Below are 15,076 nucleotides of genomic sequence, written 5' to 3'. Positions count from 1 at the left end.
GGTAATGCACCGACGAGATCGTGCCAATCGATCCCGGTTCTCCCTCCGGTCATGTGCATCCAATGGGGGTGTGACCTATGCCACGACTTCGTAAGCTAGCGCCGGACCGGCGCCGGGCATATCCGCCACATGACCGGGGCAGATACCTGCTTTTCAGAAATGCTCATCAAGACGTCCGAGTCGATCTGCCACACCGGCGACCGAACAAATGCCAGCTTCGATGACCACGATTTCACCCTTTTGTCGCCACGCCAGTTGCAGGTCAGAGCGGCGCGAAATGACAACTACGGTGACCGTTTTGGGTTGGGTTCAAGCCGTGGCTGGTTCCGCGGCATTGGCGTGCGTCGAGGACCTCGCGGTATCGGTGGGTGCGCACACCGATACCGGAGGTCCTCGCCTATTTCGTCATCCCACGCTGGTCGGAACCTGCCTGGAAACTACAGCTGGTTTCAGGACCCGAACAGATTCCCCAACGAACCACTTGCGTTGCCGGGGTTGCCGCCGGTGCCGGCGTCGGTGACGGTTGCCGTGCGGACCTGTGCGGTCGAGCCCAGGTGACCCGGGGCGCCGCTGTAGACCGCAGTGATGTGGTGGTCACCGGTGGTCGGGAAGGCGTGCGAAAGGGTCGCCTTGCCCTCGGCATCGAGGGTGACCGGCGCACCGATCGGCGTGATGCCGTCCATGAACTGGACAGTTCCACCGGCCGGAGTCGGGGAGACAGTCGCGACCAGGTTCACCGCCGCACCCTTCGTCGCAGTGGCGGGCACGGTCAGTACCGTCGACGTGACGACATCGGGCGCCGTGATGTTGATGGTGTGGGCACCCGAGGTGGAGGTGAGGAACTCACCGGCACCGGCGTACACCGCGGTGATGTTGTGCGCACCCGTTGTCGCGAACTGCCGCGTGATCGAAGCCTTACCCTCGGCATCGAGGGTGACCGGGGCACCGAGATCGGCGGCGCCGTCCTTGAACTGCACCGTGCCACCGCTCGGAAGCGGGGAGACCTGCACGCCCAGAACGACATCCGTGCCCTCGACCGCAGTCGCCGGACCCGTCACCGACGTCGTCGTGACGACGTCCGCAAGGGACACCGGCACGTTCTGCGCGGCCGAGACCGACTCGTTGGCCTTCGCCGTACCCAGGAACTTCGCCGTCAGGCTGTGATCACCCGTGGTTGTGGGCGTCCACGCGAGCGTCGCCGCTCCGGCGGCGAGCGGACCCTGGCCGATGTTCGTCGTGCCGTCGAAGAACTCGACGATGTTGCCGTCGGCGCCGCCGGTGACCGTCGCGCTCAGTGGAACCGACTGGCCCACCTTCACACCCGCCGACACCGCGCCCAGCACGGTGGTCGAGACGTTCTTGGTCACCGAGATGGACGGGCCCTTGTCCGGGTAGTTGCCCGCGCCGAGAGATCCCGAGTAGTGCATGTAGGTGTTCAACGCGACATTGCGGTCACAATTGGCGCCGACCTTGTATGAGTACTCCATGGTGTGTCCCGGCGAGCCGGTGGTCACAAGCCAGCTGCCGACGACCCTCGCGGATGTCGGATCCGAGTTGGTGAGCGCCGTCGGGACCCCGTCGACCTTCAGGTCCATGAAGGTCAGGCAGGCCGGGTGGACGTCGGTCATCTCTTGGATGGTCTCGTTGCCGGTCTCGGCGTTGGGGACGCGGCCGAACGTGGTCGACACCGAGATGATCTCGTCCTCGGCGGGCGTCACGTTGCTGATCGTGCGGGTGAAGGTGCTGCCGCCGTCGTACCAGTTGACCGAACCCGGCGCCGCACTTGCCATTCCGGCGCCTGCGGTGACCGCGAACCCGGCCGCCACCGCGAACGCGCTCACACCAGCCATCACGCGACGGGAGTTGCTCTGAATCACGTTTTTCCTTTCAAGGACGGATCTGGACGACCGTCCGACTTGATTCCGAGCATCAAGAAGGTCGTTGCCGACATCGTGTCCTCTTTGAGTAGGGGTAAAGCCTGGCTGCGGAACCCGTGCCCCGCAGGCTGGAAGGGATTTGCTACACGTTCCAACCAGCTCGGCAACCGGAGGGCGAGAACCTACGGTCGCCAACCAGCGGACCTGCAGCTGCCAGAAAGCGACCTGAGCAACTGAACGAGTTGGGTCCGGGAACTGAGCGAGGTAATGCACCGACGAGATCGTGCCAATCGATCCCGGTTCTCCCTCCGGTCGTGTGCATCCAATCGGGGTGTGACCTATGCCACGGCTTCGTAAGCTAGCGCCGGACCGGCGCCGGGCATATCCGCCATATGGCCGGGGCAGATACCTGCTTTTCGGAAATGCTCAGTACGACACCGCTCATCTCCCGGTGCCACCGTTCACGAAGATCGGGAGCCACGCAGCCGGAGTGGTTCCCGCATCTCGGGTGCTGGTGACAGATGCGCTCGCCGGATCCGTTGTTCTCGCGGCCGCCTGGGACCTCGGGCTGATCGGCGCCCGGGCGGGTAGCGGCAGTGGCCTCGGCCGAGCGGGCCTGCTCGCGGTCGGGGTGTCGGAAGAGTTGGCATCCAGGGGGATCCCTCTAGGCCTGGCCGCCCCGTCCGGCAAGTGGCGAAGCGTGCTCACCGTGCCCTGATCTTCGGCCTGTGGCACGTCGGCAACTTCTTCTTCGGACAGTCGCTCGATGAGACCGCGTGGCAGGTATTGGTCAGTGCCGTGTACGGGTTCGTCCTCGGCGCGGGCAGGCTGGTCGTGTTCCGAGCTGAAACTGGGACGGCTCTCGCTGGTCGTGGCGTGCGAGTCGATCTGCGACACCGGCGACCGAACAAATGCCAGCTTCGATGACCACAATTTCACCGGCGAAATGACAACTACGGTGACCGTTCACAGTGTCAGTTTGACCCTAGCAGCGGAGCGTTCAACACCTAGAGCTATGAGGGCACGGCTCCGGTGTTACAAGTCTGTTTCGGGGTGCTCGGTTCCTCCACGCGGCAGGCTTGTGCGAATCATGCTGGCCCGCGGCCGAATTGGCCGAACTCCCGAGAAAGAGGAAGAATGAACATCCTGCAGGACCTGATCAGCATGTTGATGCCCGCGTTGGGGTCAGCCGATTCCGGCTCGATGGAGACCGAGGTCACCGCCGACAAGGGTTGCCCCTTCGCATAGGCCTGTAATACCCATGCGGTAACGGACCACCCCCGACGCGCCCCTGTACTACTCGGGAGAACAGGGGCGTTTCGTGTTCCCGAACCGACTGTCGTCCTGCTCCGCCCAACACCGCATGACCGACGACCAGGTGCTCCCGCTCACGAAGGCTAGTCGAACACCTCCTGGCGAGTTCGGGTTCACCTCCCGGACTCAGATCGTGGCCTGGATCGCCGAGAACCAGCGGTAACGCCGGAGAAGACAGGTACTTCCACCCGTCACATAGCCGATATCTCCGGCGCGTGCCGGCCGTTACCTTTCGACGGTGTGGCGCAGGCCACAGTCCGCTCCTGTCTCCGTTTCCGAGTGGCTTTGAACGTGTGGCGGGACTGATCAACCTGCGTTGCTCAGCGCCGCCCCAGTCGCGGGCTCGCACCTACTCGGAGAGGACTTCACATGGCTGTACCTGTTTTCCGGATCACCTCGTTAGCCGTGGGGCTGTTGTTGATCGGCGGCACCGCGTCCGCGGCACCCACGTCCACCTCGTTCAAGAACGCCTGCCAGGCCAGCGCGATGCTCACCGTGCACAAGGTGGCCGACACGTCGATGACCGTCGACGCACCGGCATCGGTGACGGCGGGTGAGACGTTCACCTACCGCATCCAACCGGGTGGAAGTTCATATCCGGATAGCGATTCCGGTGCCACGACCACCAACATCTCGCGGCTCAAGGTGGACTACGAGATCCCTGCGAACGCCACTTTTGTCAGTGCGAATGTGGTCCCGGGAACCGGGATCAACCTCGACAACGTGGCGCCGAGCGTACTGCGGGTGAACACTGCGGGCAGCCCCGACGCTGCTGGTCCGATCCTGCGACTCTCGGGTAACAACGAGGTCATCGGCAATAGTCAGTCGTCGGGTACCAACAGCGAGGGCGGCATCCGGGCGCCGAAGGTCAAGAAGAACCTCGACGGCAGCAACAACGCCAATGGGGAAAGCTGGTTCCGGCTCCCCGCTGTTGACGTCACCGTCGTTGCCGGTACCTCCGGTGTCATCACCCCGAAGGTTCGCACCGCCGGTGGCGCGGGTAGCTACAACAACGACGAGAACTACTACACCTTCCTGCCCCTCGCGACTTTCTTCTGGAGCAACCAGTGGGCGCCGACCCGTTGCACGCCTCGTGACGCGCAGGGTTCGGCATTGAATGCGGGCGCGGGCGCGCTGGCCACGATCACCGTCGGCTCGGCGGTTTCCGCTACCACCACCACGGTGAACGTCCCGGCCACCGCCAAGACCGGCACCGCCGTCGACCTCACCGCTACCGTCGCGCCCGTGGGCGCCACCGGCACCGTCCAGTTCAAGGACGGCGACACCAACATCGGCAACGCCGTCCCCGTGAACAACGGCACCGCCACGCTCAACCACACCTTCGCCGCGGATGGCGCGCACGCCATCACCGCTGTTTACAGCGGTGACGCCGGCAACAAGCCGTCCACCTCGGCCCCGGCGACCGTGACCGTCAGCACCAATCCGGTCATCGTGGACAGCACGACCACGCTGAAGGTCCCGGCAACCGCCAAAACCGGCACCGCCGTCGATCTCACCGCCACCGTCGCCCCCGCGGGCGCCACCGGCACCGTCCAGTTCAAGGACGGCGCCAACAACATCGGCAACGCCGTCCCCGTGAACAACGGCACCGCCACGCTCAAGCACACCTTCACCGCGGATGGCGCGCACGCCGTCACCGCCGTCTACAGCGGAGATGCCGCGAACAAGCCGTCCACCTCGGCCGCGGCCAGCGTGAACGTCTCCGGCGGTGGTAACCCGGGTGGTAACCCCGGCGGCACCGGATCGCTCGGTACCGGATCACTCGGCTCCTGACAGCACATCGACGAACGCCCTCACCCGCCGGATGGGGGCGTTCGTCGATCCGTGAACGCGCCGTCATGGCGCCTCGAGTACCAGGGAATTGCCATGTTCATCGGTTCGATTCGCGCTGCCAGCGGTGTCGTCGCCATCTCGCTGGCTGCGCTCGTCGCCCTGCCGATCGCCCCATCCGCGCTGGCCGCACCGGACGCGGGAAGCTCGGGCAGCGCGAGCGGAAGCCTGGCAAGTGGTAGTGGCGGGGCCAGTTCCGACGGGGGCAGCGTCAGTTCCGGGTCGACGATCCCCGGTCCGCTCCAGAACGTGCGCCCGCCGTTGCCCGCACTTCGCGACGGCATCACCACCGCGGCGATCGTCGGTGAGGAGCGCAAGTCCGAGCAGCTCGGCCGTTTCACGGTGGCCTCGCCAGCGTTGCGACGCACGGTCGGCGTGGAGGTCGCGCTGCCGCGGGACAACTCGGTGCCGCGGCCCTCGATCTACGCGCTCGAAGGGGTCGACGCGGGGGAGGACACCAGCGGGTGGGTGACCATGGGCGGCGTGCCGAAGTTCTTCGCGGACAAGAACGTCAACGTCGTGATGGTCAACGGCGGTGTGTCCGGCATGTACACCGACTGGGACCGGATCGACCCTGGCGTCGGCCTGCACCGGTGGGAAACGTTCATCACCGGGGAACTGCCTCCACTGATGGATGCCCGCCTGAAGACCAACGGCGTCAAGTCGCTGATGGGCGCCTCCATGGGGGCGCAGGGGGCGATGATGCTCGCCCACCGGCACCCCGAGATGTACCGCGGCGTCGCGGTGTTCAGCGGCTGTTACTCGACGACCGATGACCTGGGGCGTATGAGAGTGCTGGCGACGGTGTCGTCGAGGGGCGGCGACCCGGCGAATGTCTGGGGCGATTTCGCCGGGCCGGAATGGGCCGCGCACGATTCACTGCGCAACGCGGAAGCCCTGCGCGGCAAGGACATCTACGTCTCGGTGGCATCGGGTTTGCCCGGCAGGTACGAGACGCCCGACCTGGCCGACTACAACGACAGAGTGTTCGTCGGTGGATCCATCGAGGCGGCCGCGAACGCCTGCACCCGCGGGCTCCAGTCCCGACTGCAGGATCTGAACATCCCGGCGACGTTCGACTACGAACCGAGCGGAACCCACGCCTGGATCTACTGGGAGAACCAGCTGCCCAAGGCGTGGCCGACCCTCGCGCGCTCGCTCGGGCTCGCCTAGCCATCTTCCTGCGAAGGAGAATCTCGTGCTCGACGATCGATACGACCCCGTGTTGACGGCGGCGATCGCGGGACAGCCCCGCGACCTGCCCCCGTTCACCCGGGCGGCACGCGGCATCCGTGCGGCCTGGCGGACGCTGCCCGAACCCGATGCGCCGATGATCCGGCGCCGAATTCGCATCGCAGCGAGCACGCCCTCCCTCCGTGGGGACGTGTGGCGCTCGACGGGAAACACCGAGCGCGCCATCATCGATCAGCTCGTCGCCGACGGCGCGACCGGCGACGTGGCCCGCGTTGCCGCGTCATCCGTGCTGGCCGCGCTGGTAGCCGGGCTGTTCATGTGGGCCGACGACGAGCGCAGCACCCTCGCCGACGCGATCGAGCGGGCGCTCGACGTGATCGAGGTGACCGCCTGACCGCGGCCTAGAACCGCCCGCTGCGACTGATCCGTCCGGAGCTGCTCGGACCGCCGAACGAGCCGGGGCCGCGGCCGCCGCCACCGCCTCCGCCGCCGCGGTTGCCCCAGCCGCCGCTCATCCCGCCGCGCATCATCGACTCGATCAGGATGCCGCCGAGGATCGCGCCGGCGTTGCTCCCGGAGTTCCGCGGCTGCCTGCTCGCCTCCCAGGTCTGCACGTCGCCCTGCGCGAGTCGCAGTGCCCGGGCCCCGAGGTCGCCCGCGGCCTTCGCGTGCTGCAGCGCCTTCGCCGGGTCGGACTGACTGAGCTGGCGGGCGGCGTCGAAATGGCGTTCCGCCTCCGAGAGCCGGGTGCGGGCCTCCGCGCCGACGGCCCCGCGGCGGGTGGTGACGTAGTCCTTGGCCGCGGTGATCTGCGACTGGGCGACCGTGAGGTCCTGGGCGAGGCGCTGCGCGGCCCGCTCGGTCTGCTCCTTGGCGTCCATTGCGGTGGCCAGGACGGTGTCGAGTTCGTTGTCCGCCTTGACGATCGCGGTGAACGCCCCGAGTGGGTCGCTGTCCTTGAGGGCCTCGGCCTGCGCCAGCGCAGACTCGGTCGCGGCCTTGGCCGAGGCGAGGGGCTGGCCGCCGTGCTGGGCCAACGCGGCCGCGGCCGCGATGTCCTTGTGGGCGTCGTCGAGGACCGCGGGCAGGGTGGCGATGGCGGTGCGGATGTTGTCCGCGGCGTGGTCGACGCCGTCGAGCAGCTCCCGGACCTGCGCGATCGCACCCTCCGCGGCCCGGATCGCGACGACGGCGGGACCCTGCTTACCCGCGGGCAGCGCGGCGGCCTCGCGGCCCGCGGTGATGTTCTGGTCGGCGAACGTCAGCTGCTGCTGCGCCATCGCGACATTCCCCGACACAGATGCGAGCGCGGGCGCCGGGAACTCGTTCTGCAGCCCGGCGAGTGTGGTCTCCGACTGCGGGACCCGGACGGTCAGCTCCACGACGTCCTGGGTGAGGGCGTCGAGACGGGCGGGCGCGTCGAGGAGCAGGTCGCGCATCCCGTCGAACTCCGTCACCCGCGAATTGAGCTCCTTATCGGCCCGGCTGCAGGTCGAGATCAGCTGGATCAGCATGTCCCGCTTCTGATCCGGGGTTTCGGGGAGGTCGTCGTCCAGGCGCTGGCGGAGGGTGAACGCCGAGGCGAGGGTGGTCTTCGCGGTGTCGTAGGCGGCGATGAACGGCGCGGTCGCCTGATCGCCGAACTCGCCGCGGGCCAGGTTCAGCTCCTCCTCGCTGGTACGGATCGCGTTGTCCGTCTCCACGAGCACCTCCTTGGCCCTGGCATCGAGGGTCTCGATCGGCAGGGCCGCGATGGCGGTCGGGTTCGTCCAGTCGACGTCCTTGGCCGCCTCGATGCCCTGTCGGATCCGCTCACCCTTCTTCCGGCGGGAGTACAGCACCACGCCGCCGGCCCCGACGACCACGACGCCGCCACCGATGAGCAGGTACTTGGCGGTGGACCCGGACCCCGACGAGCTCATCGCGTCGTCGATTCCGCCCGCGGCCGCGATCGCGGCACCGGCCCAATCATCCTGTCGCAGAGCGGGAACGATGGCGTCCTGCTCGATGCTGTCGATCTCGGCGGTGCTGACGTTGCTCAGGTTCGGCGGCAGGTCGAGGGCGTAGGCGCGGTCCTCGGTCGCCACCGCCAGCAGCGCGCTGTTGTCGCCGAGCCCGCTCTGCTGCGCCGTCTTGCTCGCCCATTGCCCGGCGTCCATGCCGTCGAAGCCCGCGACATAGGTCACCCAGAGCTGCACGTGCTGCTCGTCGAACAGCGCGTCGAGTGCGGCCCGCACGTCGGCGCGCTCGGCGTCGTCCAGGGCGCCGACCCGATCCGAGATCTGGCCCGGCATCCGGAACGGCGTCTCGGCGGCCGCCACGCCGGGCAGGCAGATCAGACCGAGCAGCGCCAGCACTGAGGCCGTTGCCGCGGCGATCGAGATGCGGTGGGAGACGTGTCGACCGCGAGCGTGCGACTGTGCGAGTGCCATGGCACTGAATCTATCGGCATCGGCGGAATTCGCGCTGTGATCCGAGGGCCGTGCCGCTGTCGCCGAGGAACGGGACGGAGTTCGGGCATTCCCGGGAGAAACAGGTACCCGCACCGGTCATGTGGCGGGTATGCGCGGCAACGGCCTGGCACTATCTTTCGAGGCCGTGGCGCAGGTCACATCCCATGAGGTACGCATAAACGGAGGATGAAGTGGAAATCATCGGAACGATCCTGGCGCAGTTCAACATGGTGTCGTTGCTCGGATCCAACTTCCTTCAGCTGCTCACGTCGTTCAGCTGACGACAGCAGCCTGACGAACGCCCCCACGATCGGGTGGGGGCGTTCGTCGTTCCCGGGTCAGGGTCGGGTTCCGGCCGATCGGCTCGGATGGCGGTGGCTCTGGCGCGCCGTGAGGCGCACCGCGGCGTGCGGCTGGCAGACTTGCGGAGTGAGTTCACCAGTTGTGCGCGTGCGCGAAGCCGACCGGCTCGGTTTCGGGGGCACCCTTGCCCGCTGGACGCGCCGCACCATTGCCGGTGCCGTGCTGATGGGCCTGCTGTTGGTCGGCGGCACCGCGGCACGCGTGTGGCAGGTCGCCCGGATCGACGACCCGACCAAGGCCGACGCCATCGTCGTGCTCGGCGCGGCCCAGTACTCGGGGACGCCGTCCTCGGTGTTCGAGGCGCGCCTGGAGCAGGCCGTGAAGCTGTTCAACAGGGGCGTCGCGCCGACCGTGGTCACCGTCGGCGGCAAGCAGGAGGGGGACGTCTACACCGAGGCCGCCTCGGGGCGGAACTACCTCATCGGTCGCGGCGTGCCCGGCGACCGGATCATCGCCGTCGAGGAGGGGGCGGACACCCTGCGCAGCATCGAGGGCGTGAGCCGGGAGATGGGCGAGCGCGACATGAACTCGGCCGTCCTGGTCAGCGATCCGTGGCACTCGCTGCGCACCAGGACAATGGCCCGCGACGCCGGGCTCGAGGCCTGGACCGCGCCGACCCGGCAGGGGCCCGCCGTCTTCACCCGCGAGTCGCAGGCCCACGGAATCACAAGGGAGACAGGGGCGTTGATCTGGTATCAACTCACCCACTTCTCCGCGGACTTCCCCTACACCGCGGGCCAGTGATGGCGCCGGATCCGGTGGCGGACTACACCGAGCACGACCTGGAGCGGCGGGTGGCGGAGCCGCCGAAGAGCGGCGGGCTGCCCGGCACCTCGGCCCGGCGCACCGACTTCTCGCGGGACCGGGCCCGGGTGCTGCACTGCGCGGCGCTTCGTCGGCTGGCCGACAAGACCCAGGTGGTCGGTCCGCGCGACGGCGACACCCCGCGGACCCGGCTCACCCACTCGATCGAGGTCGCGCAGATCGGCCGCAGCATCGCGGACGGCCTCGGCTGCGACCCGGACCTGGTCGACCTCGCGGGGCTCGCCCACGACATCGGCCACCCGCCGTACGGGCACAACGGCGAGAAGGCGCTGGACGAGGTCGCCGCGGAGTGCGGCGGATTCGAGGGCAACGCCCAGAACCTGCGGATCCTCACCAGCCTGGAGCCGAAGGTGCTCGATGGCGACGGGCGCAGCGTCGGGCTCAACCTCACCCGCGCGGCACTCGACGCGTCGATCAAATACCCGTGGACGCGTCCGTCGCCCGGCGCCAAGTTCGGCGCCTACGACGACGACGCGCAGATCCTGGCCTGGGTGCGCGAGGGCGCCCCCGGGCAGCGGCGCTGCCTGGAGTCGCAGGTGATGGACTGGGCGGACGATGTCGCCTACTCGGTGCACGACGTGGAGGACGGGGTGATCGCCGGCCGCATCGACCTGCGCGCGCTCGCCGACCCCGCCGAGCAGCGGGCCCTGGCGGAGATGGGCGCCTCGGAGTTCCGCGGGCTGATCGTCGAGGACCTGGTCGAGGCCGCGCGGCGGCTGTCCGTGCTGCCCGTGGTGGTCGGCGCGAGCGGCAGCTTCGACGGCACGCTGGCCAGTTCGGTGGCTCTGAAGAACCTCACCAGCGAGCTGGTCGGGCGGTTCGCCACCGCGGCCGTCACCGAGACCCGCCGGGTCGCAGGCGATCGCCCGCTCTCGCGCTACTCCGCCGACCTGGAGATCCCGCCGGTGGTCGGCGCGGAGGTGGCGCTGCTCAAGACCGTCGCGCTGCGGTACGTGATGTCCGACGCCGGGCACCGCACCAAACAGGACCGGCAGCGCGACCGCATCCATCGGGTCTCGGAATGGCTGCACCGCACGGCGCCGTCCGGGCTGGACCCGCTGCTGCTCTCCGCCTGGGAGCGCGCCGCGGACGACGCGGCCCGGACCAGGGTGATCGTCGACCAGATCGCCTCGTACACCGAGAGCCGGCTCGAACGCGTCGACAAGCAGAGCCTCGGCGCTCAGGCGAGCTGGGGATAGCGCCTACACTGCTCGAGTGGCCGGCCGAATTCCTGAACGAGACATCGCGGCCATCCGCGACCGGACTCATATCGAAGACATCGTGGGGGAGTACGTCGCGCTCAAGCGCAGCGGCGGCGACTCGATGAAGGGCCTGTGCCCGTTCCACGACGAGAAGTCGCCCTCCTTCCACGCCCGCCCCAACCATGGGACCTACCACTGCTTCGGCTGTGGCGAGGGCGGCGACGTGTACTCGTTCATGCAGAAGATCGAGCACATTTCCTTCGTGGAGGCCGTCGAGCAGCTCGCCGACCGGCTCAACTACACGATCTCCTACGAGGGCGGCGGCCCCTCCGTGCAGCGCGACCGCGGCACCAGGGCGCGGCTGGTGGCGGCCAACGCGGCCGCCCAGGAGTTCTACGCGGCGCGGTTGCGGGAACCGGACGCCCAGACCGCCCGCGACTACCTCACCGAGCGCAACTTCGACGGCCAGGCCGCGATCACCTTCGGCTGCGGCTACGCGCCGGACGGCTGGGACACCCTGACCAAGCACCTGATGGTCAAGGGGTTCGAGGCGAACGAGATCATCGACGCCGGCCTGGCCACGCCCGGCAAGCGCGGCACCCCGATCGACCGGTTCCGGCGTCGGCTGGTCTGGCCGATCCGCAACCTCGGCGGCGACGTCATCGGCTTCGGCGCCCGCAAGTTGTTCGACGACGACACCATGCCGGGCAAGTACATCAACACGCCAGAGACCATGCTGTACAAGAAGTCTCAGGTGCTGTTCGGTCTCGACCTGGCCAAGCGGGACATCGCGAAGGGTCACCAGGCGGTGGTCGTCGAGGGCTACACGGACGTGATGGCCATGCACCTGGCCGGGGTGAAGACCGCGGTCGCCGCCTGCGGCACCGCATTCGGCGAGGACCACCTGGCGATGCTGCGCCGGCTCCTGATGGACGACAGCTACTTCCGCGGCGAGGTGATCTACACCTTCGACGGCGACGCCGCGGGTCAGGCGGCGGCCCTCAAGGCGTTCGAGGGCGACCAGAAGATAGCGGGGCAGACCTACGTCGCGGTGGCGCCGGACGGGATGGACCCGTGCGAACTGCGCCAGTCGGCGGGGGACGCCGCGGTGCGCGACCTGGTCGCCCGGCGCATCCCGATGTTCAAGTTCGTGATCCGATCCCTGCTCGCCGAGCACGACCTCGACACCGGTGAGGGCCGGGTCGAGGCGCTGCGCCGGACGGTGCCGGTGGTCGCCCGGATCAAGGACGAGGCGCTGCGTGAGGACTATGCCCGTCAGCTCGCCGGTTGGATCGGCTGGGACGACATCCCGACGGTGATCAAGCGGGTCCGCGAGGAGGCGCGCAGGAACTCACCGAGGTCGGGCCGCGGGCCGCAGCGGCAGGAGCGGAGCCGGGTGCCGGAGCAGGGCACCGGAGAGGCGCCCGCGGGTCCCGCCCGGCCGAACCCGACGGACCCGACCTTGTGGCCGCAGCGGGAGGCGCTCAAGTCGGCCCTGCAGTACCCGGCGATCGCCGGCTCGGTGTTCGACTCGCTGCCGTCCGAATCGTTCACCCATCCCGCGTACGCGCTGGTGCGCGACGCGATCGCGGAGGCAGGCGGGACCGGTGCGGGGCTCGGCGGTGCCGAGTGGATGGACGCGGTCGGTAAGCGGGCCGAGCCGCTGCAGTCGCTGGTCACCGAGCTGGCCGTTGACCCGATGCGGGCCTCGGACGTGCCTGCCTACATCCCGCGGGTGCTGGCCCGGCTGCAAGAGGTGTGGGTGGGCAATCAGGTGGCCGACCTCAAGTCGAAGCTGCAGCGGATGTCGCAGGCCGACCAGCCCGACGAGTACATGTCCCTGTTCGGCGACCTGGTCGCGCTCGAGCAGTACCGGCGCAGCCTGCTCGAGCAGGCCGTCGGGGACAGCTCCGACGACCTATAGCGGGGCCAGCCCCTACTTGCGGTCGCGCGGGACGTAGATCGTGGTGTCCGCGTCGATGGCCTCGAGCGGCTCGAGTCGGGGCTGCGTGTTCAGGCTGTCGGAGAGCTTCTGCCTGCCCACGTCGATGACCTTCTTGGTGGCGGGGCTGGCCGCCACGGCCTTGGCGGCCTTGCTGATCTGTTCGTAGCGCGACCTGCCCGCCTTGGTCCCCAGCACGTACCCGACGCCGACAGCGATCAACAAGCGCATCATCCCTGCTTTCCTCCTCCGACCAGCCTCTCCACAGTCTGCCTGATGGGCCTCCGGGCAGGCGATTTGGTACCTGGGTGGGTGGATGGGTTAAAGTCTGTCCGCAGCCAAACGGAAACGAACGGCTGACGGAATAATCCCCTGTAGCTCAATTGGCAGAGCTTCCGACTGTTAATCGGACGGTTGCTGGTTCGAGTCCAGCCGGGGGAGCATCCGGGAGGACCCCGTCACACATCGTGTGACGGGGTCCTCTTGCGTTCGGCGGCGGATGCAGCCGAGGCCGTCGCCCTCCGACACCCTCGGCGGACAATGGGGTGAGCGGGGCCGGTAGCATTTCGGCGGGCCACTGATGTTCATGATGTGGCCCATGGGGCGGTAGCTCAGTCGGTTAGAGCCGTGGACTCATAATCCATTGGTCGCGGGTTCGAGCCCCGCCCGCCCCACTCGAGATGCCACCCCTCGCGTCAGCAGTGCCGGTAGGTTTCACCGCATCGATCGTTCGCGGACCCTGGCAGGGGAGCCCGACCATGAGCGCAGACCAGCAGCCGGCGGGGACCGCCCGCTACTACGCACACCGCGTGCAGCGGATGGTCGGTCGCGACCCGGACGAGGCGCACCGGTCCGCGACCCCGCTCGAACTGCTCTTCGACCTGACGTTCGTCGTGGCGTTCGGCGTCGCCGGGGAGCAGTTCGCACACGTCGTCGCGGAGGGCCATCTCGGGAGCGGCCTCGCCGGGTTCGGGTTCGCGATGTTCGCGATCATCTGGGCCTGGATCAACTTCTCCTGGTTCGCGTCCGCCTACGACACCGATGACTGGATCTACCGGGTCACCACCATGGTGCAGATGGTCGGGGTGGTGATCCTCGCGCTCGGTCTGCCGCAGATGTTCGCCTCCATCGACCGCGGGGTCGAGCTCGACAACTCCGTGATGGTCTCCGGGTACATCGTGATGCGCGTGGCCATGGTCTTCCAGTGGTTGCGGGCTGCCAAGCACGATCCGACGCACCGCCCCGCGGCGCTGACCTACGCCGTGACGCTCGTCATCGCCCAGGTCGGCTGGGTGGCGGTGGTGATCGCCCCGCTCACCCTCGAGCAGGTGTTCGCGGTCGCCGCGGTGCTCATGCTGCTCGAGCTCAGTGGACCGGTTATTGCCGAGCGGAACAAGGGCGGGACGCCGTGGCACGTGCATCACATCGTCGAGCGCCACGGGCTGCTGGTCATCATCACGCTGGGGGAGGGCGTGATCGGCACGGTGGCGTCGCTCTCGGCCGTCGTGGGCAGGCAGGGGTGGTCGCTGGATGCGGTGCTGGTCGCGGTCGCCGGGATCGGGCTCACCTTCGGGCTGTGGTGGGTCTACTACATGCTCCCGTCGGCCGAGGTGCTCGAGGTGTACCGAAACCGTTGCTTCGTCTGGGGTTACGGCCACATCGTGATCTTCGCGTCGCTCGCGGCGGTCGGGGCGGGTCTGCACGTCGCGGCCTACTACATCGAGCACGTCGCGCACGTCGGTGCCGTGGCCACGGTGCTCACCGTGGCGATACCCGTCTCCGTGTTCATCGGGTCCATCTACCTGCTCTACGCCTACCTCGTGCGGGTGCCCGATCCGTTCCACCTGATCCTCCTCGTGGGCACAGGGGCGACCCTGGTTCTCGCGGTCGTCATTGCCGCGCACGGGGTCTCGATGGCGTGGTGCCTGATCGTGGTGATGATGGCGCCGGTGGTGACGGTCGTCGGCTACGAGTGGGTCGGACATGCGCACGAGGCGCGCGCTCTCGATATCAGTCTCGGTCGCGCGGACCAGGGGAGCGATCACTAGCCTGGAC

The 15,076-nt window shown here is 68.2% G+C and carries 11 protein-coding genes and 2 tRNA genes; 10 read left to right on the top strand and 3 right to left on the bottom strand.

The genetic code is table 11. From position 1 onward, the window contains the following. Nucleotides 1–449 precede the first annotated feature (449 nt). Entirely contained in the window at nucleotides 450–1,850 is a 1,401-nt protein-coding gene (locus FCG67_RS12400; RefSeq protein WP_136910090.1) for an Ig-like domain-containing protein, read from the bottom strand. Nucleotides 1,851–2,367: 517 nt separating this feature from the next. Here FCG67_RS12400 and FCG67_RS12395 point away from each other — a divergent pair. From FCG67_RS12395 to FCG67_RS12380, 4 genes are all read left to right on the top strand, one after another. Further along, nucleotides 2,368–2,595 carry a hypothetical protein gene (locus FCG67_RS12395; RefSeq protein ID WP_136910089.1) on the top strand — a complete coding sequence of 76 codons (228 nt, stop codon included), beginning with the start codon at nucleotides 2,368–2,370 and terminating at the stop codon, nucleotides 2,593–2,595. 965 nt (nucleotides 2,596–3,560) lie between these two features. Further along, complete coding sequence (locus tag FCG67_RS12390) at nucleotides 3,561–4,985, top strand: Ig-like domain-containing protein (RefSeq protein ID WP_136910088.1); 1,425 nt, start codon at nucleotides 3,561–3,563, stop codon at nucleotides 4,983–4,985. A 93-nt stretch (nucleotides 4,986–5,078) separates the two neighbouring features. Continuing rightward, complete coding sequence (locus FCG67_RS12385) at nucleotides 5,079–6,215, top strand: alpha/beta hydrolase (RefSeq protein WP_136910087.1); 1,137 nt, start codon at nucleotides 5,079–5,081, stop codon at nucleotides 6,213–6,215. Between the two features lie 25 nt (nucleotides 6,216–6,240). After that, nucleotides 6,241–6,630 carry an acyl-CoA-like ligand-binding transcription factor gene (locus tag FCG67_RS12380; protein WP_136910086.1) on the top strand — a complete coding sequence of 130 codons (390 nt, stop codon included), beginning with the start codon at nucleotides 6,241–6,243 and terminating at the stop codon, nucleotides 6,628–6,630. A gap of 7 nt (nucleotides 6,631–6,637) precedes the next feature. Here FCG67_RS12380 and FCG67_RS12375 read toward each other — a convergent pair whose 3' ends face one another. Then, the gene (locus FCG67_RS12375) at nucleotides 6,638–8,668 is read right to left on the bottom strand and encodes a TPM domain-containing protein (protein WP_136910085.1); all 2,031 of its coding nucleotides are present in this window, start codon (nucleotides 8,666–8,668) and stop codon (nucleotides 6,638–6,640) included. Nucleotides 8,669–9,118: 450 nt separating this feature from the next. Here FCG67_RS12375 and FCG67_RS12370 point away from each other — a divergent pair, with 450 nt between their 5' ends. From FCG67_RS12370 to dnaG, 3 genes are read left to right on the top strand one after another with little or no spacing between them, the layout of a single operon-like run. Next, nucleotides 9,119–9,796: a YdcF family protein gene (locus tag FCG67_RS12370; RefSeq protein ID WP_136910084.1), complete on the top strand. Its 678-nt coding sequence runs from the start codon at nucleotides 9,119–9,121 to the stop codon at nucleotides 9,794–9,796. Further along, nucleotides 9,796–11,076: a deoxyguanosinetriphosphate triphosphohydrolase gene (locus FCG67_RS12365; protein WP_136910291.1), complete on the top strand. Its 1,281-nt coding sequence runs from the start codon at nucleotides 9,796–9,798 to the stop codon at nucleotides 11,074–11,076. The genes FCG67_RS12370 and FCG67_RS12365 overlap by 1 nt, the downstream gene beginning before the upstream one ends. A 16-nt stretch (nucleotides 11,077–11,092) precedes the next feature. After that, complete coding sequence (dnaG, locus tag FCG67_RS12360) at nucleotides 11,093–13,003, top strand: DNA primase (protein WP_136910083.1); 1,911 nt, start codon at nucleotides 11,093–11,095, stop codon at nucleotides 13,001–13,003. Nucleotides 13,004–13,015: 12 nt separating this feature from the next. Here dnaG and FCG67_RS12355 read toward each other — a convergent pair whose 3' ends face one another. After that, complete coding sequence (locus FCG67_RS12355) at nucleotides 13,016–13,255, bottom strand: hypothetical protein (RefSeq protein ID WP_097212019.1); 240 nt, start codon at nucleotides 13,253–13,255, stop codon at nucleotides 13,016–13,018. A gap of 134 nt (nucleotides 13,256–13,389) precedes the next feature. Between FCG67_RS12355 and FCG67_RS12350 the strand changes: the two genes are divergently transcribed. The 3 genes from FCG67_RS12350 (at nucleotide 13,390) to FCG67_RS12340 (ending at nucleotide 15,069) form a co-directional block, all read left to right on the top strand. Then, a tRNA-Asn gene (locus FCG67_RS12350) sits at nucleotides 13,390–13,462 on the top strand. A 159-nt stretch (nucleotides 13,463–13,621) separates the two neighbouring features. Beyond that, a tRNA-Ile gene (locus tag FCG67_RS12345) sits at nucleotides 13,622–13,695 on the top strand. Between the two features lie 84 nt (nucleotides 13,696–13,779). Continuing rightward, the gene (locus FCG67_RS12340) at nucleotides 13,780–15,069 is read left to right on the top strand and encodes a low temperature requirement protein A (protein ID WP_136910082.1); all 1,290 of its coding nucleotides are present in this window, start codon (nucleotides 13,780–13,782) and stop codon (nucleotides 15,067–15,069) included. Nucleotides 15,070–15,076 lie beyond the last annotated feature (7 nt).

This window comes from Rhodococcus oryzae, from assembly GCF_005049235.1.
Lineage (GTDB): Bacteria > Actinomycetota > Actinomycetes > Mycobacteriales > Mycobacteriaceae > Rhodococcus_G > Rhodococcus_G oryzae.
Note: the sequence above shows the minus strand (reverse complement) of the source record. Positions and strands in the feature narration are given on the sequence as shown.

Coding starts and splice junctions, on each gene's coding strand:
- FCG67_RS12340 (WP_136910082.1), top strand. CDS start 13,780: ATGAGCGCAGACCAGCAGCCGGCGGGGACCGCCCGCTACTACGCACAC.
- FCG67_RS12365 (WP_136910291.1), top strand. CDS start 9,796: ATGGCGCCGGATCCGGTGGCGGACTACACCGAGCACGACCTGGAGCGG.
- FCG67_RS12400 (WP_136910090.1), bottom strand. CDS start 1,850: ATGGCTGGTGTGAGCGCGTTCGCGGTGGCGGCCGGGTTCGCGGTCACC.
- FCG67_RS12385 (WP_136910087.1), top strand. CDS start 5,079: ATGTTCATCGGTTCGATTCGCGCTGCCAGCGGTGTCGTCGCCATCTCG.
- FCG67_RS12375 (WP_136910085.1), bottom strand. CDS start 8,668: ATGGCACTCGCACAGTCGCACGCTCGCGGTCGACACGTCTCCCACCGC.
- FCG67_RS12355 (WP_097212019.1), bottom strand. CDS start 13,255: ATGATGCGCTTGTTGATCGCTGTCGGCGTCGGGTACGTGCTGGGGACC.
- FCG67_RS12390 (WP_136910088.1), top strand. CDS start 3,561: ATGGCTGTACCTGTTTTCCGGATCACCTCGTTAGCCGTGGGGCTGTTG.